The organism is Streptosporangium sp. LJ11, assembly GCF_051918945.1.
Taxonomy (GTDB): Bacteria; Actinomycetota; Actinomycetes; order Streptosporangiales; family Streptosporangiaceae; genus Streptosporangium.
In genome coordinates, this window is the sequence record NZ_JBPXMB010000003.1 from 79,856 (window position 1) to 104,635 (window position 24,780).

Here is a 24,780-nt window from a genome sequence, read left to right on the forward strand (position 1 = left end):
ATATTTTCCGGATAACCGGGACGTTCATCCCGGATTCTACCCGTCATTCCCTCGACGAAAGGCTCTGCCATGCGTACGGTCACACTCGGCGGCACCGGTATGAAGGTCCCGGCGCTCGGCCTGGGCTGCATGGGGCTGAGCGAATTCCTCGGCCCGACCGACCGCGACCAATCCCTGGCCACCCTGCGGAAGGCCGCCGAACTCGGCGTGACCCTGCTGGACACGTCCGACTACTACGGCGTCGACTTCGCCAACGAACGCCTGATCGGTGACTTCCTGGCCGCGAACGGACGCGACGGCATCACCGTCGCCACCAAGTTCGCCGCGATCCGCAAGCCCGGAACCGGAGAGCTGGTGGGCGTGCGCAGCGATCCCGAGTACGTCCGCGACGCCTGCGAGGCGAGCCTGCGACGGCTGGGCGTCGACCACATCGACCTGTACTACCTGCACCACCCCGACTACACGACCCCGATCGAGGACACCGTCGGAGCGATGGCGGAGCTGGTCGCCGCGGGCAAGATCCGGTACGTCGGCCTGTCCAACGTGACCGCCGGGCAACTGCGGGCCGGGCACGCGGCACATCCGATCACCGCGGTGCAGAACGAGTGGTCGCTGTTCACCCGCGAGTACGAGGACTCGGTGGTGCCGGTCTGCGCCGAACTCGGCATCGGCTTCGTCGCCTACTCGCCGTTCAGCCGCGGCTTCCTCACCGGGCGGATCACCTCCACCGAGGGGCTGGCCGAGGACGACGTGCGGCGCGGCCTGCCCCGGTTCGACTCCGCCAACGCCGGGCACAACGCCTCACTGCTCGCCCCGATCCGGCGCATCGCCGACGCCCGTGGCGTGACGATGGCGCAGGTCGCCCTCGCCTGGCTGCTGGCGTGCTCCGACAGGCACGGCGTCACCGTCGTACCGATCCCCGGCACCCGCGACCGGAGACGGCTGGCGGAGAACGTCGGCGCGCTCGACATCACGCTGACCGACGACGAACTCGCCGACCTCGAACCCCTCGCGGCCCAGGTCGAAGGCGACCGTATGCCCCCGCCGCCCGACCTGGGCTGAACGCCCGCCCACCTGTCACCCCGGTGTCACCGCGCGATCCACCGTCGAGGACGCCGCCGGTGACACCCGTTGGGGGCGCGCCCACGATTCTCCGGCAACTATTCGCAACATTTAAGACAGATCGCAACATCCGACGTACGGTCGGAGAACCAACCCCCCCGCGGTGACGAGGTGATGGAGATGGCGACCTCCACAGCACGCATCGACGAGGCCAAGGGCATTCTCGCCGCCAGGCTCAGGGCGCTCCGCGCCGACGCCGGGCTGACAGGGCGGGCGCTGGCGGCGAAGACCGGCCTGGACCACACCAAGATCTCCAAGATCGAGAACGCGGTCCAGATGCCCAACCAGGCGGACATCCGTACGTGGTGCGAGGCCTGCGACGCGGACGAGCAGGTGGTCGACCTCATCGCGGCCGCCCAGAACATCGACGCGATGTACACCGACTGGCGCCGCCTGGAGGAGAGCGGCCTCGGCCACGTCCAGCGCTCCTTCCAGCCGCTGTACGACAAGACCCACCAGTTCCGCGTCTGGCAGCATTCGGCCGTGCCGGGCCTGCTCCAGACCGGTGACTACGCCCGGGGTCACCTGCGCGCCATCATCGACTTCCGCGGCATCCCGGACGACATCGAGGCCGCGGTCGCGGCGAGGCTGAAACAGCAGGAGATCCTGCGCAACGGGAGCAAGCGGTTCGCGTTCATCGTCGGGGAGCAGGCGCTCCGCATGCCGCTGGTCGGCCCCGAGCAGATGGCCGCCCAGCTCGACCGGCTGGCGGAGCTGACCTCCGGCACCGCGAACGTGTCCTTCGGCGTCGTCTCCGCGACGATCAGGCCGCCGCTCATGCCGCCGGAGAACTTCTGGATATACGACGCCAACCGGGTCCGCGTGGACACCGTGCCCGGCCAGATCCAGCACAAGGCCCCCAGCGACGTGGCCGTGTACGAGAAGGCGTTCCAGGCGCTGAGCGGTGCCGCGGCGTACGGGAAGGAGGCCCGCGACATGCTGCGGGCCGCGGCCGGCGGGTTCCGCGGGAAGTGACGCCCCGAGGGCGGTGGCGTCCGCGGGAAGCGATGCGCCGAGGGGAGGGAGGTTCCGCGAGAGGCGAAGATCCGTGAAGGGGATGCTTCGCGAGGGGCGAACGCGCAACATCGCGCAACATCGTTGAGGCGGGTGGCCGAAGATCCTTACCCTCGCCAGCGTGACCGTTGATCACAGAATCCCCGAAGACCTCGCGCCTTCCCCCGCCGAACTCCGGGCCCGTGAACTGGCGGCCCTGCTGGCCCGATCCCACAACATCCCGGCGGACGTCCACCGCCTGCCGTCCGGAAAGATCGTCATCTCCGTTTACTACGGCCTGGTCGCCCGCCTGGACGACACGTGCCGCTTCTGGTGGATGGTCCCGGTGCCCGCGGACCGGGACAGGCCGCTGTGGACGAGTGCCACCACCCCGGTGGCGGCTGCGATCCGGATAGCCGCTCACTACCGGGAGCTGCGCGCCCGCCCGCTGGTCCACCTGATACGCGGCGGTTACCTGCTGACCGACGTCCTGATGGAACACCACGAGGCCGCCGCCCCGGTTTGACCCCGCCGGGCGAGTCCCAGGGGTTTCCGGGAAAACCCGCCCCGTTGCCCGCAGGCCGGCAGAGCACGATGCCGCCCTGGTTATAACTGGTGTCTTATGGCATATTCGGCCCGTTCTATCGCGATAATCAATGACTTTTGTTTGTTGTAGAACAAGTGCGATGTCAGGTGTCATTTGCGACATAAGTGCGACAGAGGAATGCTTCCATGGTTCTCACCATGGATCAAAAATCATTGCCGACCACATCTGTCAATACCGATGACCTGCGGCTTCTCTATTCCAGAGCCGCTGACGATCCTGTCGCACGCGGCGACCAGGTCGGTGACCTGACCGTCGCAGGATTCGCCTTCATCGCCGATTCCGCCTCCTCCGCCGAGTTCGGGGACCAGGTCCTGGTCGAGGGGGAGGAGGAGTTGGAGTCCCCACCGAGGAGGGGTCTCCGTTCTTTCGTCGGTTCGACCAAGAGCGTCCTGCGCACCGGGCCGTCCCCGGTGCAGGAGGGGGATCTGAAGGACAGGCTGGAGTCGGCGCCGCCGTTCATGCGTGCCGCGTTCGAGCTGGCCCTGTCGGACATGGGGGAGGACGGGAGGTTCGTCGGGGCGCTGCTCGACGACATGGCCGGCGCGGGCCACCGTGCGTGGCTGGTCGGGGGTGCGGTCCGCGATCTGCTCGCTCACGGGGATGCCACGTCGGTGAACGACCTCGACTTCACCGGCACCGCCGGGCCGGGGGAACTGTGCGAGCTGGCGGCCCGTCGGCTCAGGCGCATGGGCTGCGGTGACTATCACTGGCGGGTCTCGGGCCGTCTCGTCTGGTCGGTGTCTCCCTCGGCGCCGCCCCAGCAAAGGATCATGGAGTATCGCCCGCTGGATCTCGCCGGTTTCCGGTTCCCCGCGTACGGAGGGAACCTGCTCGACGACGCCTGGTCACGAGACTTCACGGTCAACGCCCTCTACTACGACCCTCGGCTCGAAGTCGTCATCGACCCCTCCGGGCTGGGAAGGACTCACCTGGGCGCCACCAGGACCACGAACGGGGAAGGCCCTCGGACCGGCAGGAGAGTCCTGGACGTCCTCTACCGGGGGGACGACCCGACCACGCAGGCCTGCATAATCATGCGCTACCTGAAGTTCCGGCTTCGCTGGGGGGACGTCGACGCCGACGGGGTGAGGCGCTGGGTCGACGGGCTGCCGGCAGGCCTTCCCTTCAGGATTCCGGAGGCCGACTGGCCCCTGCTGCTCAAGGTGCGGGACAAGTGTCTTCCCGCGAGTCTGTCCCCTGCCGAGCAGCTAGGGCTCGCCGAGGAACTGCGCCTTTCGGAGAAGCGGGGGACGGTCGCCGAGGATCTGGTCAAGGCGCTGCAGGATCGGGCCGGATGATGTCCGCCCGCCCGCTCGGCGTCTGGGTCGCCACCACTCGGCCCCTCCGTGACGGCTCGGCCGCACGGAGGCGGGGCGACATCGTGAACGACGGGGACGAGCGCGCCGACGCCCGTTGGATGCCCGGGTTCGCCTCCGGCTGGGAGCGCTGCGGCGTGCTCCTCGACACCGGCGAGGTTCTGGGTCTGCGCCGGGACGGCACCGCGGAACTCGTCGTCGAGGTGGACGAGTGCGCGGCCCCGGTGCCGGTCACCCGGGAGGAGCTCGCCGTCGTCGCCCGGCTGGAGGAGAACTGGCCCGAAGCGGTCCTTCGGCCGGCCGACCTCGCGACGATGGCGCGGGCCGACGTGACCCTGAGGCGCCTATTGGTCGGCCGGCTCGCGCAGGAGGGCACCCCGCCGCCGGAGATCTACCACCTGCTTCCCTGGGAGCTGGTCGACCGGCTCGCCGCCCAGGCGTTGTCCATGGTCCGGGGTGGCCGGGAGAGCTCTCTCGTCTTCCTGCGTGACTGGTTCGTGCCGGTCGGGTCGCGCTTCTCGGCGGCGCTGGAGCAACTGGACGAAGGGCTCCGGGCAGAGGAGCCGGAGCTGATCCACTTGGGTGCCGCCGCGCTCTGCGTCCGCCTCAGGGACATCGCCGCCGACCGGCTCCCGCCGGCCACCCGGCAGGTGCTGGCCCAACTCGTCCGCGAACTGCCGAACCTCGACAGGTTCATTGCCGACGCCGCGGGCCGGGCGGTCGCGAGGCTGGAGGGAGCGGTGGCGCCCCGGTCGCCGCTACGACTCGACACCCGGCTGAATCCCGCCGCGAACACCTCGGAAGGGGTGCGCAGGGAGACCACGGACGCGGTGCGCGAACCGTTCTCCGTACGTCTCGGGGTCACCTCCAGGGGGAGGGTCGAGATCAGGGCCCGGACCGCCTGGGCCGCCGCCGACGAGTCGCTGCTCGCCGCGTACGGCGCGATGTTCCTGCCCGTTCTGGTCTCGGGCCCGGCTTCCAGCGCCCGCCACCTCATCTTGCTGCGCGTGGAGAGAGGAGAGCTGAGCGGACGGCTCGGCCTCGTGGTGCCATCGGGCGACTGGGTCGAGATCGAGGTCACCGGGCCGCCCCTGGGGATCGCGGAGATCTCGCTGGTCCCACCGGAAGACGTACGCCGGTCGGTCCGGGGAGCCACCACCAACAGTGTCGTGGCCGAGTGGACACGTATCGCGAGGGAGTTTCCCGAGAATCACCCCTTAAGGCTCACCATCGAGGACGAACTTTGACAGACACCACCCTGTGGGTTAACGAATGTGAGCGCTATCTCTTCGAGGAACCGAGGGACGACGATGCGGCCGAGATACTCCGCACCGAACTGAGAGGGCCGTTCCAGCCGTTGTTCGACCTGGTCGCGAAGCTGGTCGCGGCCCGGCGCTTCGACTCACTCGAAGCGTTGTACCGCGGGGTGACACCCCTTCACCACGAACTGTGCGAGATCACGGGATTCAGGTCGGACCCGGAGTTCGCCCGCCGGGCCGGCGGCCCTTTCGTCCCGGAGGAGACGAGGGCGTCACACGCGGTGCGCGCGCTGGCCGGTCTGGGGCTGAGCCTCATCGCCGACGAGGTGCAGCGTGAACCCCTGCGAGCCGCTCTCGCCTGGTACGGCGAGGCACGGTACACGGCCGCGGGCGCGCCCGGATGGCGGCCGGAGGACGTGGCGGGCGACGACATCCATCTCCTCGGCCGCCTGGAGCTCCTGTGCCGGATCGCCGGTGAGGCGCGTTTCACAGGCGCGACCCTCGCCTGCGCCATGACGCTGCGGACGCTGTCCGGGGCCGGCGGGCGGACGAGCAGGCCACAGGCGATCACGGTGCTCTTCGACCGGGGCACGGACGGGCAGCTCGCCACGCTGCGCGGCACCCTGCTGCGTGGACTGCCTCCCGCGCTCGTGCCGGACGCCGCCCGGATGTCGTTGTTCTCGGGAGACGAGCGGTTCGCGGACTCCCTGCGCGCGGCCTGGCAACAGGCCGGGGCGAAGCGGGTGGAGGGCATGGTCCTGTGGTCCCTCGACACGGAGAAGGGGCCGCTTTCCCGGGTCGACGACGAGTCCCTGGGGGCGGCGTTCTCAGTCGTGATCGACGAGATCGCGCGTCTGCAGAGACCGCTGTCGGGGCTCCGCACCGTACGGCGGCTCGTGGCCAAGAACGCGGTGATCGGCGCCGTCGGGGCGAAGGGAGTGCTGCGCTCCGTCGGCGGGTACGAGCGAAAGCTCGGCAGCCTTCCCGAGAACGCCAGGGTGATCGTGCCGGAACCCGACTACAAGACCGCGCGGGCCCAGGCGAGGCCGTCCCTGGAAATCGTGCCCGCCGCGAACTGGCGCGACGCCGCCCGCCTGGCGCGGCGCAACGACAGGGGCGTCATCGTCAGGAACGCCCTCGTGTTCTTCCTGCTGCTCGCCGCGGGCGGTGGCACGTACGGTCTCGTCATGCAGGACTATCAGCGGGACGCCGAGGCCAGGGAAATGCGGCAGCGCCGGGAGGCGGTGGCGGCCCAGTTCGTCGAGGATAGCCAGAACGGCGCCGGGAACGATCCGCAACTGGCGATGCTGCTGGCGGGAGCGGCGTCGAAGCTGAAGCCCGGCCCGGAGTCCCGGTACGCGATGCGGTCCGCCCTGGTGAAGCCGGCCGTCGCCCGGCTCGACGCGGCCTGTGGCGGGGTCACCGACGTGGCCTACAGCCCGGACGGCCGCACCTTCGCGGTCGCCTGCTCGGACAGGAGCGTCAGGATCTGGGACGCCGCCACGCTGCGGCAGATCGGAGCCCCTCTGACCGGGCACGAGAAGAGAGCCCTCAGCGTGGCCTACGACTCCGAAGGGAAGACCCTGGCCAGCGGAGGGGAGGACGGGACCATCCGGCTGTGGGACGTGGCGGCCCACCGCGCGATCGGCACGCCCTTGACGGGCCACCGCGACTGGGTGACCTCCGTCGTCTTCAACCCGGTCGCCCGGCGTTTCGCGAGTGCCGGGCACGACGACACCGTGCGCCTGTGGGACCTTGACGCGCGACGCCAGATCGGTGCTCCGCTGACCGGTCATCGAGGCGATGTCCTCGTTCTCGCGTACAGTCCCGACGGTCGCACGCTGGCGAGCGGCGGTACCGACAAGACCGTGCGGATTTGGGATCCGGCCTCCCGCCGCCGGATCGGCGCCCCCATCAAGGGGCACACCGACGCGGTCACGGCGCTCGCGTTCGACAAGAAGAGGCCGCTGCTCGCGAGCGGCGGTACCGACAAGACCATCCGGATCTGGAACACGGGGACCCGGCGCGCCTTCGGCGGGGCCATCCGCGGTCACGACTCGTGGATCTCCGCCTTGGAGTTCAGTTCCGACACGATCACGCTCGCCAGCGCCGGTCTGGACAACAGCGTGAGGTTCTGGAACGTTCCCACCCACCAGGCCGTCGGGCCGGTGCTGGCGGGTCACGCCGGTCCCCTCTACGCGATGGCCTTCGCCTCCGACGGCCGGACGATCATTTCGGGTTCGGAGGACGGCACGGTCCGCGTCTGGGACATCCGCCCGCTCTTCGGGGTGGGCATCCCCTTCATCAACCACACCTGGGGCGTGATCGGGGTGGCCTACAGTCCCGACGGCAAGACGCTCGCCACCGGGGGTGAGGACAAAACCGTGCGGCTGTGGGACGTGGCCACGCAGGAGCAGATAGGAAAGCCCCTGAAAGGGCACACCGGCCCCGTCCTGTCGGTCGCCTTCAGCCCGGACGGTTCCCTGCTCGCCAGTGGAGGCCACGACGACTCGGTACGGCTGTGGGACGTGCGCAAGCGCCGCCCGGTCGGCAAGCCGATGACCGGGCACAGGGACGACGTCTACTCGCTGGCCTTCAGACCCGGCGGGAAGATCCTCGCCAGCGGGAGCCAGGACAAGACCGTCCTGCTGTGGGACGTATCGTCGCGGGAGGAGGCGGGCGTCCTGCAGGGCCACAACGGCACCGTCACCTCGCTGGCGTTCAACCATGACGGCCGGAGCATGGTGACGGGAAGCGAGGACGGCGTGATCAGGCTCTGGGACCTCACCCACCAGAACATCACCATGCAGCCGATGACCGGTCACGCCGACGCCATCCTCGGGATCGCGTACAGCCCCGACGGCCGGACGGTGGCCAGCGCGAGCCAGGACCACACCGTGCGGCTGTGGGACGTGACCACGCGCAAGCAGATCGGCACGCCGCTGCTGGGCCACCGCAACTATGTCAACTCCGTGGCCTTCAGCCCCGACGGCAGCACTCTGGCCACCACCAGCGACGACAAGACCGTCCGGCTCTGGGACGTGGAGAACGGGCGCCAGATCGGCGATCCGATCAGGGACCAGGAGACCGAACTCCTCCCGGGTCTCTACAAGGCCGCCTTCAGTCCCGACGGCCGGTATCTGGCCACGTCGATCACCAGTGATATAAACGGCATGGCCCGGCTGTGGGACGTCGGAGCTCTCACGGGCGACCCGCTGAAACACATCTGCGCCCGCGCCCGGCGCGACCTGCGTCCCGACGAATGGCGGCGATACGCCCCTGGTGTGATGCCAGTACGTCTCTGCTGAAACCGGGATGGACCATGTCGGTCACCAGGAAACACCGCTGGAGCCGCATTCCGCCGGTTACGCTGGGTCGAGCACTGTTCACACGGTTTCAGGGGCACTACATGGCGGGCGAGGTTCGGGCCGCTGGGCGGATGCTGGCGGACCTCCTGCTTGAGGAGCGCTACCGGCGGAGATGGTCTCTCGCCAGACTGCGCGACGGGTCACGAGGCGGCGGGCTCAACCAGTCGGCGGTCGCGCAGGTGCTGGCGCTCTACCTCTGGGAGTCCGGCCGCCGCTCGGAGTCCGAGGTCGCGCTCCGCCGCGAGCTGAAGGACCGGGTCAACCGGGCACTGCGCGGCGAGGTGCTGAGCGCGGAGACGCTGAGCTGGTTCGTCGGTGCCTTCGAGATGAGCCGTCATGACAGCGACCTTCTCTTCGCCACCCGCTTCCCCGCCCCGTCGAACGCCTCGCCCGCCGTGAGCGGAACGCTCCGGCAGCCGCAGTTCGTGCCGATCAGGCAACGGCATCGCACCGTGTCGGTCTTCGAACGGCGCGTCATCGGCTCCGACGGCCACCCTTGCTCACACCGGACGATCAGGGCGATCCTCGCGTGCGAGGACGGCGTCGACTTCTTCCCCTACCGCCTGTTCCGCGGTGCCGTCGAAGTGAAGGTGTTGCGGGGCGGGTACGTCGCCGCCATGCGGGAATTCACCGGCAGCACCCCGGTGCTGGAGATCGCTCTCAACAGCCCGTTGCGCGAGGGGCAGGTCGCCTCGCTCGAGTACGAGGTGAGTTTCCGGCCGGGCACCGGTGACGCGGACCTCGAATACCGGCGGGTGGCCCACGCCCGCGCGGACAACGTCGACATCGTCGTGCAGTTCGATCCCGGACGTCGCCCGCACCGGCTCTGGTGGACGATCTGGGACGACCACCGCGACGGGAAGGTCATCGTCGAGGAGCCGGCGGCGCTGGACCGGGACGCCTGCGTCCATCGTTTCGTCCCCTATCTGGAACACGCCGCCGCGGGCTTTCGCTGGACCTGGTGAACGCCGCCCGATGGCCCTTCGCCGCGTCGCGACTGTGAGGCCTCGTGGTTTCACGCCGGTCGGGCGTGCGTGACCGGGCCGGACAGCCCGCTCACCGTGCCACGGGCACCGGATCGCGACCACTCGACGTTCGAGCCGTTCGGTGCTCCCATGGTTCCAGGCGGCGTTCCGAGGACGCTCGCGAGTGTTCCCTCCTGGTGAGTGCCTTGATCGATGGCGGCTTCCGTAGCTGGAAGGAACGGAGTCATGTCAGGTCGGCATCCCTCCCGATGCCGGTACCGGCCGGATCGTTCCGAAGCCATAAGACCGAACCGGCATTGAGGAGCGCTGTGAAGTACGCGGAGGGTGAGGCCGGTCGTCCGAGAGGCAACCCCGATCCGGCGACTTCCGGGGACCACGCCCTGCGTGAGATCGAGCGGCAGCGAAGTACGGTCGATCAGATGGCCACCTCCCACTCCATGCTCAGAGGTCAGTATCGTCGCAGGGCCGTCGCCTCCACCTGTGTGCTGCTGGCCGCTTCCGTCGTCGCGACCGCGTTCGCCTTCGCGTCGGGCGACGCGAAGATATCCCTCCTTGTGATCACCATCGAGCGCTCGACCCTCCTGGGCTGGTTCGCCATGTTCACTTTCACGCTGACCCTGATCGACCTGGTGCTCGATTGGCGTGGCAGGGCGCGCGGTCACGAGGACGCCGTTCGGCAACTCGCCGTCCTCAAGGCGGAATACCGGGCGCTGCCCGCGGCGGGGGACGAGGCCGCCGCACGGGAACGCGTCTCCCAGCGTTATCAGGCGGTCATGGACGCCCTGCCTCCCGTTCCCGAAGCCAAGTTCTTGCGGCTCAAGGCGCGACACCTGCGAAAGGTCGAGATGAGCCGCATCCTCTCTGATAACCCCGGCATAACCGTCAGGCAAGCGAGAAAAGTGCTTCGGAGGCGGTCGCGCGAAAAATCGTAGAAGAAGTAGAAAAGTGAAGGTAAGTGGGCGGTTGTTCTGTGGTCCCGCGTCGAGGGAAGCACTCAATTTTCCGCGTCACGGGGCCTCTCACCTGCGGTGATCGCACCTCAATGCCCCGTGTTTCGTGTTTAACTCGGACTTGCGGTAGTCACCCGACTTCCTTGGGTAGTGTCCCCGGGCCAGATGAGAGCGCGCGGTGTAGCAAAGGGGAGACGATTCATGATCAGCGTCCTGATCGCCGAGGACATGCATCTCGTCCGAGGAGCCATGGTCGCCCTGCTCTCCACGGAGAGTGACATCAAGGTCGTCGCCGAGGTCGGTCACGGTGACGAGGTGGTCCGTTCCTGCCTGCTCCACCGGCCGGACGTCGCGCTCATCGACATCGGCCTGCCCGGCACCGACGGTCTCACCGCGACGGCGGAGGTGCACCGCAGGCTTCCCGAGTGCGGGACGGTGATCCTGACCGGGCTCGCGACCCCGGCCGCGCTGCGCCGGGCGCTGGACGCCGGAGCGCGCGGCTTCGTCGTCAAGGACGCCCCCGCGGGCCAGCTCGCGGGCTGCGTACGCCGGGTGGCCGCCGGTGAGCGGGTCGTCGACCCCGAACTGGCCGTCGCCGCCCTCAACGCGAAGAGGAACCCGCTCACCGCGCGCGAGCTGGAGGTCCTGCAGGCCGCGGCCGAGGGGGCGCCGGTCGGGGAGATCGCCGACCGTCTCTGCCTGTCCGGCGGCACGGTACGCAACTACCTGGCGCGAATCCTCAACAAGGTCGACGCCCGCACGCGCGTCGAGGCGGTCAGGATCGCCAGGGAGGCGGGCTGGCTGTGGTCCCACGACCTGACCGAACCGATCCTGAGCCGCTACCGCTCGCTCAACTGACCGCGCCCCGCCCCGCGGGCCCCGGCGCCGCCGTGACCAGGGAGCGGTGCCGCCCTGACTAGGGGGCGGCGGCGTCGACGAGCGCCTGGAACAGGCGTCGCGGGTCCTCGGCCAGCCGGTTGCACACGTACAGCCACCACTCGGTGCCGAAGACGACGTACTCGCGGGTGGGGTGGCCGCGTTCGGCCATCGCGGCGAGGCGGTCGGGGCCGAGACCCAGGAGGGTCTCGAACTCCCACGGCGCGTCGGCACGGCCCGTCCCGCCGAGATGACGGTCGATGTGGTGGATCAGGTCCCAGTCGTGGGTCGCGAACGAGCACAGGTGTCCCGAGGCGGCCAGCGCCTCGGCGTGGCGCAGGTAGGCGGCGGGCAGCGCGGCGTCCCCGCGCGCGTAGGCGACGGTCTCCGGTTCCAGGAAGGCGCCCTTGACCAGGCGGATCCTGCCCGGCAGGGCGAGGAGTCCCCGCAGGTCCTCGCCGGTGCGGTGCAGTCTCGCCTGGACGGTGATCCCGACGTGGTCGAATCGCTCGCACAGCCCGCGGTGCACCGACAGGACCGCGTCGGTGCGGTCGGAGCCCTCCGCCGAGATGATCATCTCCCGTCCGGTACCGGCGGTGGCCTGGGCGATACGGGTGGCGTTCTCCAGGGCGAGTTCCTCGTCGATCGCCAGGCCGATGTGCGAGAGGTCGAGGGAGATCGAGCACCGCGGCGGAAGCCGGCGGGCGGCGTCGACGAACACGGCCGTCTCCGCCAGGGCCCGCTCCGGGTCACGGCAGCTCTCCCCCATGTACTCGACGTTCGCGCGGTGGCCGCCCGCGAGGATCTCCGCCACGCGTTCCAGCGCGTCCGCGAGGGTCTCGCCGGCCACGAAGCGCCGGGCCACCCGCCGGGCGAGGGGACCGAGCACGGGGTCCGCGGGCACCCGCCACTTGAGCTCCTCGTCGAGCGCGAGCGTGCGCAGGACCTGGGCCGCCCCGGTGGAGGCTTCGTCGGTATCGGTGAGCTGAACGGTGGTCATCGTGCGCCTGGCTTTCGAGGGTGAGGGAATCGCCGGTCCGGCCGGCCCGATGCCAGCTTTCCAGCGGCCCGCCGGCCCAGAAAGTGGCAGAAATGACTAATATGGTGAAATTCCTGCCAGTCATCGTGCCGGGCACGTACCGTCACCAGGAGGTCCCCATACTGCGCGACGTCGCCGTCCTGGCCCTCGACGGCGGGCACGCCTTCGAACTCGGGGTGTTCTGCGAGGTCTTCGGCATCGATCGCGGTGACGACGGCCTGCCCGCCTACGACTTCGCGGTCGTCTCCGCCACGGGGAGGAGCGTGCGCACCAGGCACGGCTTCCACCTCGAGACCCCGCACGGGCTGGAGCGGCTGGAGTCGGCGGACCTCATCGGCGTCCCGGCCTCCGACCCGGGCGTACGGCAGCCGGAGGAGCTGTTCGAGGCGCTGCGGGCCGCGGTACGGCGCGGAGCCCGCGTGCTCAGCATCTGCTCCGGCGCCTTCCTGCTCGGCGAGGCCGGCCTGCTGGACGGCCGCCGCTGCACCACCCACTGGCGCTACGGGGAGGAGCTCGCCCGCCGCTACCCGCGGGCCCGGGTGGAACCGGACGTCCTCTACGTCGACGAGGATCCCGTCATCACCGGCGCCGGCACCGCCGCCGGGATCGACGCCTGCCTGCACCTGGTGCGCAAGGAACAGGGCAACGCCGTCGCAGGCGACATCGCCCGGCGCATGGTGGCGCCCCCGTACCGCGACGGCGGCCAGACCCAGTACGTCAGGCGTCCGGACCCGGAGCCCGGCACCGGGCACCTCGCGCCACTGCTGGTCTGGCTGGAGGCCAACCTTCACCGGGAACTGACCGTGGAGAGGATGGCCCGCCGGGCCAACATGTCGCCGCGCACCTTCGCCCGCCGCTTCAACCGGGAGATCGGCACCACGCCGCTGCAGTGGCTCACCGGCCAGCGCGTCCTGCTGGCCCAGCGTCATCTCGAGAGCACCGACGAGCCCATCGCCCTCGTCGCCGAACGAGCCGGATTTGGGTCGGTTGCCACGCTGCGTCACCATTTCGCCCGGTATCTGGGGACCACGCCCCACGCCTACCGGCGCACCTTCCGCGGCCCGCGCGAGGAGGGCGGACGGCGCGTCGTCCCTTCGGGGACGGCCTTGTCGCCGTAGGGGTGGTCGCGTACGTCGAGCCGGGTGGCGGCGCCCTCGGTGTTCTCGAGCGCGTTGCGGATCCGGCCGCAGGCATGCTCACCGGCCGGGCGCGGATCCGGCGCCCGGTGCCGGCCAGAAGCCGAGATTGTGGTCGGCGGCGTAGTCGACCGGTTTGATCGCGTCCGGCTCCAGGGACTGGGTGTGCGGGACCGGGGCGGCGCGGTCGAAGCGCTCCCAGCGGGGCAGCCCCTTCCCGTTGGGATCGCCCGTCCGGGCGAAGTTGGTCCAGTAGGCGATCATCTGGTCGGACAGCCTCCGCTGGGCCGGGGTGAACGTGACCGCCTTCTCGGTGAACAGGTACGGCATGTCGCCCGCGTGGTAGGCGCCCCAGGGAAAGTCCGTCCCCAACGGCAGGAACATCGGGGCCCGGCGGTCGGCGAACTGGTAGGCGTACGTCGGCGCCTTCCCGCTGAGCAGCCCGTTCTGCTCGAAGGTGGCCCTGGCCCACATGCGGTCGGTGATCACGGCGGCCCACGCCAGCCCCGGCGAGCCGTACCGGGCGACCGGATACTCCGCGCGCACCCTCGCCGCGTCCTTGCCGAACGCGGTTTTCAGCAGCCTGCCGTACCGTTCGGCGGTCACCGGCCTGCCCGCCGCGTCGTGGAACAACCCGACGAAGATCCGGTGCTCGTCGCGGGTCGCCCCGGAGATCACCGGAACCCGGTGGAAACGACCTGCCCGCAACGCCGCGGACGGCGGTCCGGGCAGCGTCTCGCCTCCGTAGGCGTATGTCTGGAACATGTTCATGATCTGCGGCACTTCGAGGATCTTCTCCACCGGGAGGGCCCGCAGACAGCGGAGATCCTCGCAACCGAGCCGCGGGGCCACGTACGTTCCCATCTTCTCGACCTCCGCCACCGGGCGCCAGGCGTAGGACGGGTAGGCGGGGACGCCCTCACCCATGCTGCCGGCGAGCATGTCCATCATGCCCTCGCCGCTCTGCATGACGGCCCGGTCGAACAGGCCTCCGCCGCCCGGCGAGGTCAGGTGCCCGCTGATGCTCAGCGCGCCCCACGAGACGCCGAACACCGTCACGTTCGCCGGGTCCCCGCCGAACGCGGCGGCGTTGCGGCGGACCCAGCGCAGAGCCGCCTGCTGGTCCTGCAGGCCGTACGTGCCCGACCCCTCGAGCCCCGGGTACCCGAAGCCCCCGAACACCCCGAGCCGGTAGTTGATCGTGACGACCACCACGTCCCCGCGGGTGACGATGCGGCGCACATCGCTGAGGTCGCCGGAGCCCAGGGCTCCGTCGCCGTGGATCCACACCATCACCGGCCGGTTCCTCCCGGGCGTGCGCGGCGCCGTCACGTTGAGGAACAGGCAGTCCTCGTCGGAGCCGGTCACCTTCGCGTAGTCACTTCCCACCTGCGGGCACACGCTGCCCGGCCTGGTGGCCTCCCTGGTCCCGCTCCAGGGCCTCACCGGCGCCGGCGAGTTCCACCGCAGCCCACCCACCGGCGGGGCCGCGTAGGGAATCCCCTGGAAGATCCGGTGCTCGCCCGTCACGGTTCCCCGTACGGCTCCCGCGTCCGTCCGGACCACGCTCTCGCCGGTCTTCTCCGGCGCCCGCCCCGCGGGCACGCCCGCGCACGCCGGCACCAGCATCGTCGCCGCCAGCGCGGCACTCATCGCCTTTCGTCTCATACCCTCCACGCTGTCAACGGACGGGCTGCTCCAGCAGATCCATCGATCCCGAACGCCCCAGGACAAATGTCATCTCCGGAACCGGCCGGTTCCGGGCGCTACGAGGTACGGGACCGCGGTGTCAGGACGATCCGCCCGAAGACCTCGCCCGCGTCCATCTTCCGGTGCGCCACCACGGCCTGGTCCAGGGGCAGCAGCTCATGGACCACCGTCTGGAGCTCTCCCCGCCTCACGGCGGCGAACTGCTCGCTCCGCACGGCACGCCGGTCGGTCTCGGGGACGGTATCGGCGCTGAAGGTGGAGAAGGACAGCGACTTCTGGAACGCCGCCATCATCCGCATGCCGAAGTCCGCCGGGGGCCGGCCCGCGACGACGCCCACGACCACCATGCGGCCGTTGGGGTTGAGCCGGTCGAGGAACGAGGGCATGTCCGCGCCCGCCGCCACGTCGATGATGACGTCGTAGCCGGCCGGAGCGTCCTGGCCGCCTTCGCCCGAGCGCTCGAGCACGTGGGTCGCGCCGAGCTCGCGCAGCCGCCGGCCGCGCGCGGCCGAGGAGGTCGTGACCGCCACCGCGGCGGCGCCGCCGCGGGCCGCGAGCTGCACCGTCGTGATCCCGATGCTGCCGGCCGCGCCTCGCACCAGGACGGTCTCTCCGGGAGCGAAGCGGGCGTGGGAGAGCCCGAAGTGGGCGACCACTCCGGAACCGCCGAGGGCCACCGCGTCGACGGCGGACAGGTCGGCGGAGAGGGGAACGATCTCCTGGACCGGCACGACGGCCTGTTCGGCGTATCCTCCGCCGGTGCCGGTGAAGCCCCACACCCGACGGCCCACCCATGAGGTGTCGACGCCGTCGCCGACCGCGGTCACGGTGCCCGCCACCTCACCGCCCAGGGGCTGAACGTCCCGATGCGGGAGATCGCACGGCGCGCCGGGGTCGGACCCGCCACCCTTTACCGCCGCTTCCCCACGAAGCAACTGCTGGTCACCGAAGCCTTCGCGGACCAGATGCGCGCGTGCCGCGCCATCGTCGACGAGGGGTGCGCCGATCCCGACCCCTGGCACGGTCTGTGCCTGGTCATCGAGAGGATCTGCGCACTGCACGCCCAGGACCGGGGCTTCACCGAAGCGTTCCTGTCGGCCTTTCCCGGCGCCACGGACGTCACCGAAGGCCGCGATCACACCCTCAGGGCCGTAGCAGGACTGGCCCGCCGCGCCAAGGAGGCCGGACGGCTGCGCCCCGACTTCTCCGTCCCCGACGATCTGATTCTCCTGCTCATGGCGAACAAGGGGATCCACGCGACCACGGCCGCGGCCCAGGCCGCGGCCTCCAGGCGCTTCGCGGGTTTCGTCATCCACGCGATCCAAGCCTGTCCCACCACGCACGCTCTTCCTGCGACATGACGGGCACCCGCCGGCACGGCCCTCTGCTCGGGTCCGCACCACCGCCCACCTCGGGTGCCGGGGTCCCGGGTCCGAGTCGACGGTTCAGCCGAGGATCTGGACGTACCCGTCGGTCCCGTGAACGCGGATCCGCTGCCCGTCCCGGATCAGCCGGGTGGCCTGATCCACACCCACGACGGCCGGCAGGCCGTACTCCCGCGCGATCACCGCCCCGTGCGTCATGAGGCCGCCCACCTCCGTCACCAGTCCGGCGACGGTGACGAACAGGGGGGTCCAGCTGGGGTCGGTGTAGGTGGTGACCAGGATGTCGCCCGCCTCGAGGTCGGCCCGCGCCATGTCCGTGACGACGCGGGCACGGCCCTCGACGGTCCCGGCCGAGACCGGGAGGCCGGCCAGCGCGCCGGGCGGGGCGTCGTCACGCCGGTACCGGCCGTTGATGGCCTCGCCGTCCGAGGTGAGGACCCGGGGCGGTGTGAGCGCCTCGTACGACCGGAACGCCTCCCGCCTTTCCAGGATGAGCCCGGCGTCCACGTCGCCGGTGCGCACGACTTCCCGCAACTCCGCGAACCGGAGGAAGAAGATGTCCTCCTTCTCGCGCAGGGTGCCGGAGCGGACGAGGCGATCGGCCTCCCGCAGCAACGCCTGCTTGTAGGCGAAGTAGCGGCTGACCATGCCGTACTTGGGGTACTCCCGGTATCCGGCGAAGGCGCGGACGCGGTCGATCATCCGCTTGGTCTCCTCGGCCTTCCGCTCCCCGTCGGGCAGGGCGCGCAGCCGCGTCAGAAGTTCCTGTTCCTTCCGCTGCGACTCCAGGCGTCCTTGTTCGAAGTGTCGTTCGCCGGCGCCCGGCTCGAAGTTCTTGATGTTGCCGAGGATGGTGGGCACGAGCGTGGCGGGATGCTCGCTCCAGCGCGTTCTGGTGATGTCGATCTCGCCTGCGCAGCGCATGCCGTACTCGTCGAGGTAGCCCCGGATGGCGTCACGTGCCTCCCGTCCGCCGGCCAGCCCGGCCAGCTCGTCCAGGAAACCGTCGCCCTCCCGGCCCTCGTCCACGACGCGGTGCAGGAACGTCACGACCTCCGCGTGCGGCCGGATCGTGTCCGCGACGTCGAGGAGCGCCAGCCCCATCTCGGAGGTGACGTTGTGGGGGACGGATTGCGTGAGCACGTCGGCCGCGTTCCTCTCGCCCAGCCACGCCTCGAGGTGGTCGTTGAGCCACCAGGCCGCCTCCATCCCCGCCATGATCACTTGGTGGCTCCGCGGATCGAACAGGATGCGCCTCAGCTCCGCGATGTCGGCCTTGATGAAGTCGAGCAGCGCCGGCCCGGACAGCGTCCGGATCTCGCTCCGCAGGGTGGCGACGGACTCCTGACTCCGCCGGATCAGCTGGGTGACAACGGCCGGATCGGTCTCGATCGGTGCGGGTGAGTCGCCGGCGGGCGCGGCGACGGAATCCTCGTCCGCGAGCAGGCGGATGAAGTCGCCGCGGTCCAGGACGGTCTGTAGCGCCTCCCGGATCAGCGGGTCGGACCTCCCCAGGGTCCCGATGAGGTTCGCGCGACCGGCGGCCGTCGCCAGGACGGGAGCCACGTCGACGAACAGCCGTCCGCCCGCCTCGTGCATCGGCCGTGGGGTCGTCAGCTGCCACACGGAGAGTCCCAGCGGCTTCATCGCGTCGGTCATCATCTGCTGGTGACCGACGGAGACGTAGACATGGTTCTCCCGGTCATCGGTCTCGGGGAGGGGGAACAGGGTGGTGATCGGCCGGCTCTGGACGATGTGGAAGTCATCGCCGGCCAGGCACCATTCGATGTCCTGGGGCCTGCCGAAGTGCGCTTCGACGCGCCGGCCCAGCCGCACCAGGCGCACGACCTGCGCATCCGTCAGAGCCGGCTGCGTCTGCCGTCGCGGCTCGATCGGTGCGTCATGGGTACCGCCTCCCGGCGACGCCTGGACGGACCGCGGCTTGGTGGCGACCGCCGTGGTGACGACCTGATCGTCGCGCACCGTGTAGACGTCCCCGGCGACCAGGCCGGAGACGAGCGCCTCGCCGAGCCCCCAGCCGGCCTCCACCGTGGCGATCTTCCGGTTCGAGGTCACGGGGTCCGCGGTGAAGAGGATCCCGGCCGCGTCCGGGAACACCATCCGCTGTACGACCACGGCCATCCGTACCTTGCGGTGGTCGAAGCCGTTACGGCGCCGGTAGGTCACCGCCCGCTCGGTGAACAGCGAGGCCCAGCACCTTCGGACGTGGTGGAGGATCGCCGGCAGGCCCACGATGTTCAGGTACGAGTCCTGCTGGCCGGCGAAGGACGCGGTCGGCAGGTCCTCGGCCGTCGCGCTGGAACGCACCGCGTAGGAGGCCCGCTCTCCGAGCCGGGCGAGCGATTCGCCGATCGCCGCCTCGAGATCGCCGGGAATCGCGACGCCTTCGACGACGCGGCGGACATCGGCGCTCAGGGTGCGGATCGCCTCGCGGTCGTCCGGGTTCACGCGCGAGAGCAGGTCGAGCCGGGCGTCGATCGACGGCGCCTCGGCCACGATCCGCTGGAAGGCGTCCGTCGTGACGCAGAAGCCGTCCGGCACGCGGATGCCGTCGATTCGCGAGAGCTCGCCCAGCTGCGCTCCCTTTCCGCCGACGTCCGCGATATTCGTCGAGTCGATCTCCTCGAAACCCAGCACGTAACCCAATTCCGTTGCTCCATTGCTTGTCGGGCCGGTTCGCAACGGGCAGTATGAACCACTTTCTGACGTCTCATGAGACGCGCGGATCTGATACAAAATGAAAGTGGCGGGGAGTGGCGCGCGGCCTGACCCGGCCTCCCCGCACCGGCATCCCGGGCCGCCGTTCACGCTCGGCGGCGGTGATCTCCTGGGCGCCGGCCGGCGCCCGCACCGGGCCCCCGCGCCCGGTCCCGACCTGCCCCGACCTGCCGCAGGGTGCGGTGGACGTGGACAGGAGCGCGTACGCGGATCGCGGGCCCCTCGGGACGGACGGCCGGATCCTCGGCGACGACCGGCGGGATCTCGATCGCGATGGACCCGGCCGGATGGTCCCGGTCCCGCTCCTTCAGAGGCTGCGGGCGGTGATGTCGCCGTGGGAGGTGGTGGCACGGATGTCGAGTTCGGTGGTGCCGTTGTTCTTGAGGGCGTTGCTGACGCGGCCGTAGCCGGTGCCGGCGTCAAGGGCGGCCGAGACGCCGGCGGCGGCGGCGACCGAGATGTCGCCGGACTGGGTGCGGAGCACGACCGTGCCGCGCACCGCCTCGGTGATCCGGATGTCGCCCTTCGCGGTGCTGATCTCCGCGGGGCCGTTGAGCCGGCCGACCTCGACGTCGCCGTCGAGCGCGGTGAGGCGGACGCTCGCGGCCTCGTCGATCTTGATCTGGCGGTACGCGCCTTCGAAGGCGACGTCACCGAGGCGTCCGACGCCGCGGAGCTCGGCGGCGGCGGCCCTGGCCTCGACGCGGGAGCCGGCGGGCAGCTGGACGGTGATCTCCAGGGATCCGGAGGGGCCGAAGAGTCGGTTGTCGAGGGTCGAGGTCGTGACCCGCAGGACGCCGTCGGCGTAGGTGACGGTGGTCTGCTCGGCGGTCTTGGTGTCGCGGCTCCTGGAGGGGTCGGCGGGCAGGACCTCGACGGTGGTGTCGGCGCGGTCCGCGGCGATGAACTGGACGCGTCCGGCGGGGATGTCCAGGACGGCGGAGATCGGGGCGGGGGTGTCGAACTTCTGCATCGTGCTCTCCCGTGCTCACTCGTTGTTTCTGACATTGGAAACGCTACGTTGCGTTCCTAAATCTGGCAACATACTTGTTGCATAGAAGATACATTTACGCAGGTGAACGTCGATAAACTGTTGCAACAGTCCTGATACTAAAGCAACGGAAGATGCTCTGATCATTGCAATGAATGAGAAGTGAACGCTATGGTGGGGGGCCAGGGACCACCACGAAGGATCACCAGGGAGATCGCGATGCCGGGAGGCAGACTCACCCAGCAGGACCGCCGGCAGATCGCGCTGGGGTTGGCCGACAGCCTCCCCTACGCCGAGATCGCCCGGCGACTCGACCGTCCGACCTCGACGATCACGCGTGAGGTGATGCGCAACGGCGGCCCTGCCGCCTACCGCGCCGACCTGGCCCACCGCGCCACCGAACGCCGCGCCAACCGGCGCAGGCCCGCCTCCTCCCAAGGGCCGGAGCCGGTCCCCCAGCCGCACGGACGCGACGCCGAGGCCGTGGCCGAGTACGAGGAGACGTTCACCACCGTCCTCATGGCCTCAGGCCTGACCAAGATGACGGCCCGGGTGCTGACCTGCCTGTTCACCACCGACGCGGGCAGTCTCACCGCATCCCAGCTCGCCCGGCACCTCCAGGTCAGCCCGGCGTCGATCTCCAAGGCGATCGCCTTCCTGGAGAGCCAGAGCCTCGTCCGCCGGGAACGCGACGAACGCCGTCGCGACCGCTACGTCGTCGACGACGAACTCTTCTACCAGGCGACGATCGCCAGCGCCCGATCCAACGACCTGCTCGTCGAGACCGCACGCCAGGGCGTCGCCGTCCTCGGCCCCCGCACCCCGGCCGCCGACCGCCTGGAGAACATCGCCCGCTTCCTCGACTTCATCAGCGAAAGCATCACCCGCGCCGCCGAACAGGCCCGCGAAGTCCTCCACACCAAACCCGGAAGGACCTCGAACGACACCGCTCGGCCAGGTCCGGACCACGGATAGGCAGCCGTCTCGATCGTCACGGCCATGAGACGAGGCCGGCCGCGGACGGCCGCCCGTCCAGGGGTGCGCACCCTGTCGAAAACGGACACGAACTCCAGGTTTATCGACAGGAGCGGGCCCGATCATGGTCTGCCCGGGCGGCTGTGCCGTAGATCTGGTGGAGGCAGGAAGAGCCACGCGGCCACCGAGGTCAGGGTGCACGCGTGGCGCGAACACACGTCACCACCAGCCGAAACGGAGAGTGCACACGAATGCGAGTCGAAGAGAACTCCCGCGGGCGACGGACGGGAACCGGCATGCGCACCTGGCGGAAACCGTCGAAGCTCGCGGCCGCGGCCATGATGGCCGGATGCCTCGCGTTGGCCGGAACCCCGGCGGCGGTCGCCGACGCGGGCCCGGCCCGGGAGAAGGCCGCGCTCACCTGTGGCGCCGGCGTGTTCCTCGATGGCCTCCGGGCCCTCGCGGTCACCGAGAACGGCCGCGACGAGGTGTTCATCACGAGCGGTGGCACGAAGATCTGGCCGGTGACCGCGGCCTACGTGTCGATGGGCGCGGGCCAGCGGGTCGAGGTCGACAAGTGCGTCCCCGTCGGCGCCCAGCTCCGCCTCATGGAGTACGACGACATCGATCCCAACGACCTCATCGGCGGCGTCACCATCAACCAGGACGCGACCTGGGACTACGAGTTCTGCTGCGGTGGCGGCGGCCGGTACCGGCTCGGGGCCGTCCAGTAGCCCGCCCCCCGGCACGGCACCGCCTCCGGCCCTCTTCGGCCGGCCGGAGGCGGCGCCGTGCTCTCGCGGTGTTCCGAGGAGGTCTCGCGAGAGGTGCTGAGAAGTGCCGTCGTGTTCGGGCGGGACCGTCCTCCTTGGCAGGGCCCGGAGCCGGATGTCTCAGTGGCCGGTGGCCTGGCTGCCCTCGATGAGGTCCAGCACCGCGTCCCGGAGCTCGCGGAAGATCGCGAGAGTCTGTTCGGCGGCCGCGGTGACGGCTGCCTGGCTGGGGCGGCGGGGGGCTCCAGCAGGACGGCCACGGTGTCGGCCAGTACCTCGTCGGGGGCGTCGACACCGGACGGGGCGGTGGCCAGCTCGGAGACGGTGTTGAGGAACCCGACCAGCGCAGCGTGCAGGGTGTAGGCCTGGGCGGGCAGGGGGCGGTCGTGACGGATCAGGTCGTGGCGGCGCAGGATCGGCAGGACCGCCTCGCACATGGCGGCCGGCCGGGTGCGGTCGTACAGCTCACGGTCGCCGGGTTCCTAGCCGAGCAGCCGGTGCAACTCCGCGTCGCCGCTCTGCAGGCGGCGTGCCAGCGGGAGCGTACTCGCGGTGCGCACCAGCAGCGGAGCCAGGCGGCGGGGCCGGACGGTGGCGGGGTCGGCGCCGATGTGGCCGATGACCTCCTCTAGCAGGGTCAGCAGGTCGCGGGCGAACAGGCCGCGGATCAGGTCTTCCTTGCTGGGTCAGTACAGGTAGACGGTGCCTTTGCCGACGCCGGCCGCCTGGCTGATCTCGGACACGGTGACCTTGCCCGCGCCGTGGTCGCGCACCAGCTCGCGCGCGCTGTCCAGGATGCGGGCGGCTTTGCGCGAGTGGAGTTCGACCAATGGGCCCACCGGAACTGTCCTCCTTGTCAGCGGTTCGGATCTGGTCAGGGGGCGGCGACGTAGACGTTCTTGACCCGCATGTTCTTGTTGTTGAGCATTATCCTGCTCACGGCCTTTCCGACACCCGGCGCGCGCATCAGGCGCATCATCCCGGCACGCTGGAGGAGCTCTTTGCGATCCTGCGGGGTGAACATCCGGCGCCCGACCAGGGCGCCATCCTGCTGGGCGCGGACGAAGGGCCTCATCCGCGCCTCCCAGGCCGGCAGCGCGCCCGGCAGATCGCCCGGGTGGCGTCGCAGCATGGTGCCCAGCAGCTCGGCGCCGGCCATGCCGCTGGAGGCGCCCATGCCCGTGTACAGGGTCACGCACCAGGCCGCGTCCCCGAGCAGGACGACCCGGCCGCGGTGCCAGGTCGGCATCCTGACCTGCTTCACCGAGTCGAACAGGGTGTCGGAGGCCTGCTCGTAGCAGGTGAGCAGGCCCTCCAGTAGGGGGCCGGTGGGCTCAGGCCCGAACGCGGCGCGGATGGACTCGATCGGCGGGCGGGCGAACTCGGCGTCGACGTCGCCGGTGCGGTAGGAGAACAGCAGGCTCGGGGCGTGATCGGCGAAGGGGAAGGCCCACGCCGAGCGGCCGGGCTCGGCTAGGACCACCCCGTCGGACAGGCCGAAGCCGTCGACCGGCCCGTCCAGGAGGGCCGCGCCCACCATATGGTTCAGCGGACGCAGGTAGTCCTCGGAGCCGAAGACCAGCCCGCGCACCGTGGAGCGCATCCCATCGGCGCCCACCACCAGGTCGAAACGCTCGGTGACGACGGCGTCGGCCGCGGTGTCGTGCAGCGACACCTCCACCCCGGACCCGTTCTGGACGATGCGGACGGGCACAGTGGAGTAGCGGATCTCCACGTCCGCTGGCAGCGCCGAGAACAGTCCCCGCTCCACGGCGCCGCGCAGCAGCCGGCGGGGCCCTCCCCCAGCGTGGCCGGGTCCAGCCCGGGACGGCGGCGCCCCGCCCGGTCGACGTCGTACATGGCTATCCACGGCCCGCCTCGGGTATCGATCTGGTCCAGTACGCCCAGCCGCCGGGCGGAGGCGACGCTGGCACCGAACAGCATGATGAAGTACCCGCCCGAGCGGCGGGTGGGCGCCCGCTCCACCACCGGTTCCCAGCCGACCTGGCGCAGTCGCAGCGCGGTGGCGATGCCGGCGATGCCGAGCCCGACCACCAGGGCGCGCCGGTCGGCGGGGGTGTTCGTCGTGAGGACTCCTTCGGCGTGCTTGCCTGTCACCGTACTGAACGAACTGACCAAATTGGTTATTTTGGTCAGTTTCGACGCGATGGGCCCTACGCGGGTCGTCGGCAGAACCGTACTTCGAACGCCACGCCGGACCGAGCCCTGACCGCTCACCCACGTGGTAGTCGGTGTGTACCGACGCCTCGTCGGCGAAGAACACCCCCCGTGCTGAATCTAGTTTGGGCGTAGAAGGATGTCCATATGGTTCAAGGGTGGTCGGCGAGAAATCGCGGATCGCAAGAAGTTCAAAAACTAGGCCGGATACACCGAAGGTAAGACTGGCCAAGTCTTAGAGGGTGCTGGATAATCTGTCCGCTTCTTCGAGGGGCTGGCCGGATAGGAAACCAAGCCCATGCACCGCAGCCAAAGCAAAAAGTGATCAACACCTGTACATAATGTTTCGCGATACTTTCGTCGTCAGATCAGAACAT

At 70.0% G+C, this 24,780-nt stretch carries 21 protein-coding genes; 14 read left to right on the forward strand and 7 right to left on the reverse strand.

All coding sequences use genetic code 11. The features are described from left to right. Window positions 1-69 precede the first annotated feature (69 nt). From ACTOQ3_RS05170 to ACTOQ3_RS05210, 9 genes are all read left to right on the forward strand, one after another. Window positions 70-1,062, forward strand: a complete 993-nt coding sequence (locus ACTOQ3_RS05170) for an aldo/keto reductase (RefSeq protein ID WP_440082252.1) — start codon at window positions 70-72, stop codon at window positions 1,060-1,062. A 180-nt stretch (window positions 1,063-1,242) separates the two neighbouring features. Beyond that, window positions 1,243-2,097 carry a helix-turn-helix domain-containing protein gene (locus ACTOQ3_RS05175; protein WP_440082253.1) on the forward strand — a complete coding sequence of 285 codons (855 nt, stop codon included), beginning with the start codon at window positions 1,243-1,245 and terminating at the stop codon, window positions 2,095-2,097. A 160-nt stretch (window positions 2,098-2,257) separates the two neighbouring features. After that, entirely contained in the window at window positions 2,258-2,641 is a 384-nt protein-coding gene (locus ACTOQ3_RS05180; RefSeq protein WP_440082254.1) for a hypothetical protein, read from the forward strand. 233 nt (window positions 2,642-2,874) lie between these two features. Beyond that, entirely contained in the window at window positions 2,875-4,020 is a 1,146-nt protein-coding gene (locus ACTOQ3_RS05185; protein WP_440082255.1) for a hypothetical protein, read from the forward strand. Next, window positions 4,017-5,285 carry a hypothetical protein gene (locus ACTOQ3_RS05190; RefSeq protein WP_440082256.1) on the forward strand — a complete coding sequence of 423 codons (1,269 nt, stop codon included), beginning with the start codon at window positions 4,017-4,019 and terminating at the stop codon, window positions 5,283-5,285. The genes ACTOQ3_RS05185 and ACTOQ3_RS05190 overlap by 4 nt, the downstream gene beginning before the upstream one ends. Then, window positions 5,282-8,605, forward strand: a complete 3,324-nt coding sequence (locus ACTOQ3_RS05195) for a WD40 repeat domain-containing protein (RefSeq protein ID WP_440082257.1) — start codon at window positions 5,282-5,284, stop codon at window positions 8,603-8,605. Before ACTOQ3_RS05190 ends, ACTOQ3_RS05195 begins: the two co-directional genes overlap by 4 nt. 101 nt (window positions 8,606-8,706) lie before the next feature. Then, window positions 8,707-9,630, forward strand: a complete 924-nt coding sequence (locus tag ACTOQ3_RS05200; protein WP_440082258.1) for a hypothetical protein — start codon at window positions 8,707-8,709, stop codon at window positions 9,628-9,630. Window positions 9,631-9,959: 329 nt separating this feature from the next. Next, window positions 9,960-10,583: a hypothetical protein gene (locus ACTOQ3_RS05205; protein WP_440082259.1), complete on the forward strand. Its 624-nt coding sequence runs from the start codon at window positions 9,960-9,962 to the stop codon at window positions 10,581-10,583. A 219-nt stretch (window positions 10,584-10,802) separates the two neighbouring features. Then, window positions 10,803-11,459, forward strand: a complete 657-nt coding sequence (locus ACTOQ3_RS05210; protein ID WP_362846521.1) for a response regulator transcription factor — start codon at window positions 10,803-10,805, stop codon at window positions 11,457-11,459. 58 nt (window positions 11,460-11,517) lie between these two features. Here ACTOQ3_RS05210 and ACTOQ3_RS05215 read toward each other — a convergent pair whose 3' ends face one another. Next, window positions 11,518-12,477 carry a proline dehydrogenase family protein gene (locus ACTOQ3_RS05215; protein ID WP_440082260.1) on the reverse strand — a complete coding sequence of 320 codons (960 nt, stop codon included), beginning with the start codon at window positions 12,475-12,477 and terminating at the stop codon, window positions 11,518-11,520. Window positions 12,478-12,578: 101 nt separating this feature from the next. Between ACTOQ3_RS05215 and ACTOQ3_RS05220 the strand changes: the two genes are divergently transcribed. After that, a complete protein-coding gene (locus ACTOQ3_RS05220) occupies window positions 12,579-13,634 on the forward strand; it encodes a helix-turn-helix domain-containing protein (protein WP_440082561.1) in 1,056 nt (351 codons plus the stop codon). A gap of 78 nt (window positions 13,635-13,712) precedes the next feature. Here ACTOQ3_RS05220 and ACTOQ3_RS05225 read toward each other — a convergent pair whose 3' ends face one another. Continuing rightward, complete coding sequence (locus ACTOQ3_RS05225; RefSeq protein ID WP_440082261.1) at window positions 13,713-15,320, reverse strand: carboxylesterase/lipase family protein; 1,608 nt, start codon at window positions 15,318-15,320, stop codon at window positions 13,713-13,715. A gap of 98 nt (window positions 15,321-15,418) precedes the next feature. Then, on the reverse strand, window positions 15,419-16,189 hold the full coding sequence (locus ACTOQ3_RS05230) for a zinc-binding dehydrogenase (protein WP_440082262.1): 771 nt from the start codon (window positions 16,187-16,189) through the stop codon (window positions 15,419-15,421). A gap of 39 nt (window positions 16,190-16,228) precedes the next feature. On the opposite strand from ACTOQ3_RS05230, the gene ACTOQ3_RS05235 reads away from it, so the two are divergent. Further along, window positions 16,229-16,723 (forward strand): TetR/AcrR family transcriptional regulator, encoded by a 495-nt coding sequence (locus ACTOQ3_RS05235; RefSeq protein WP_440082263.1) that lies wholly within the window; start codon window positions 16,229-16,231, stop codon window positions 16,721-16,723. Window positions 16,724-16,807: 84 nt separating this feature from the next. Here the strand turns inward: ACTOQ3_RS05235 and rph are convergent, their stop codons facing one another. Both rph and ACTOQ3_RS05245 read right to left on the reverse strand, forming a co-directional pair. Next, the gene (gene rph, locus ACTOQ3_RS05240) at window positions 16,808-19,414 is read right to left on the reverse strand and encodes a rifamycin-inactivating phosphotransferase (protein WP_440082264.1); all 2,607 of its coding nucleotides are present in this window, start codon (window positions 19,412-19,414) and stop codon (window positions 16,808-16,810) included. Between the two features lie 379 nt (window positions 19,415-19,793). Further along, entirely contained in the window at window positions 19,794-20,459 is a 666-nt protein-coding gene (locus tag ACTOQ3_RS05245; protein WP_440082265.1) for a DUF4097 family beta strand repeat-containing protein, read from the reverse strand. Between the two features lie 237 nt (window positions 20,460-20,696). Between ACTOQ3_RS05245 and ACTOQ3_RS05250 the strand changes: the two genes are divergently transcribed. The 3 genes from ACTOQ3_RS05250 to ACTOQ3_RS05260 all read left to right on the forward strand — a co-directional run bounded on the left by ACTOQ3_RS05250 (window position 20,697) and on the right by ACTOQ3_RS05260 (window position 22,857). Beyond that, entirely contained in the window at window positions 20,697-21,452 is a 756-nt protein-coding gene (locus tag ACTOQ3_RS05250) for a helix-turn-helix domain-containing protein (protein WP_440082266.1), read from the forward strand. A gap of 296 nt (window positions 21,453-21,748) precedes the next feature. After that, entirely contained in the window at window positions 21,749-22,186 is a 438-nt protein-coding gene (locus tag ACTOQ3_RS05255) for a hypothetical protein (protein WP_440082267.1), read from the forward strand. A gap of 389 nt (window positions 22,187-22,575) precedes the next feature. Continuing rightward, window positions 22,576-22,857 carry a hypothetical protein gene (locus tag ACTOQ3_RS05260; protein WP_440082268.1) on the forward strand — a complete coding sequence of 94 codons (282 nt, stop codon included), beginning with the start codon at window positions 22,576-22,578 and terminating at the stop codon, window positions 22,855-22,857. A gap of 54 nt (window positions 22,858-22,911) precedes the next feature. On the opposite strand, the gene ACTOQ3_RS05265 is transcribed toward ACTOQ3_RS05260, so the two are convergent. Beyond that, window positions 22,912-23,064, reverse strand: a complete 153-nt coding sequence (locus tag ACTOQ3_RS05265) for a TetR/AcrR family transcriptional regulator (RefSeq protein WP_440082269.1) — start codon at window positions 23,062-23,064, stop codon at window positions 22,912-22,914. A 35-nt stretch (window positions 23,065-23,099) separates the two neighbouring features. Further along, the gene (locus ACTOQ3_RS05270) at window positions 23,100-23,996 is read right to left on the reverse strand and encodes an FAD-dependent monooxygenase (protein ID WP_440082270.1); all 897 of its coding nucleotides are present in this window, start codon (window positions 23,994-23,996) and stop codon (window positions 23,100-23,102) included. Between the last annotated feature and the right edge of the window lie 784 nt (window positions 23,997-24,780).

What these genes read in the sequence shown, in the direction of transcription:
- ACTOQ3_RS05190 (WP_440082256.1), top strand. Translation starts at nt 4,017, where the DNA reads ATGATGTCCGCCCGCCCGCTCGGCGTCTGGGTCGCCACCACTCGGCCC.
- ACTOQ3_RS05215 (WP_440082260.1), bottom strand. Translation starts at nt 12,477, where the DNA reads ATGACCACCGTTCAGCTCACCGATACCGACGAAGCCTCCACCGGGGCG.
- ACTOQ3_RS05225 (WP_440082261.1), bottom strand. Translation starts at nt 15,320, where the DNA reads ATGAGACGAAAGGCGATGAGTGCCGCGCTGGCGGCGACGATGCTGGTG.
- ACTOQ3_RS05200 (WP_440082258.1), top strand. Translation starts at nt 8,707, where the DNA reads ATGGCGGGCGAGGTTCGGGCCGCTGGGCGGATGCTGGCGGACCTCCTG.
- ACTOQ3_RS05170 (WP_440082252.1), top strand. Translation starts at nt 70, where the DNA reads ATGCGTACGGTCACACTCGGCGGCACCGGTATGAAGGTCCCGGCGCTC.
- ACTOQ3_RS05255 (WP_440082267.1), top strand. Translation starts at nt 21,749, where the DNA reads ATGCGCACCTGGCGGAAACCGTCGAAGCTCGCGGCCGCGGCCATGATG.
- ACTOQ3_RS05245 (WP_440082265.1), bottom strand. Translation starts at nt 20,459, where the DNA reads ATGCAGAAGTTCGACACCCCCGCCCCGATCTCCGCCGTCCTGGACATC.
- ACTOQ3_RS05210 (WP_362846521.1), top strand. Translation starts at nt 10,803, where the DNA reads ATGATCAGCGTCCTGATCGCCGAGGACATGCATCTCGTCCGAGGAGCC.
- ACTOQ3_RS05235 (WP_440082263.1), top strand. Translation starts at nt 16,229, where the DNA reads ATGCGGGAGATCGCACGGCGCGCCGGGGTCGGACCCGCCACCCTTTAC.
- ACTOQ3_RS05250 (WP_440082266.1), top strand. Translation starts at nt 20,697, where the DNA reads ATGCCGGGAGGCAGACTCACCCAGCAGGACCGCCGGCAGATCGCGCTG.
- ACTOQ3_RS05175 (WP_440082253.1), top strand. Translation starts at nt 1,243, where the DNA reads ATGGCGACCTCCACAGCACGCATCGACGAGGCCAAGGGCATTCTCGCC.
- ACTOQ3_RS05220 (WP_440082561.1), top strand. Translation starts at nt 12,579, where the DNA reads ATGGTGAAATTCCTGCCAGTCATCGTGCCGGGCACGTACCGTCACCAG.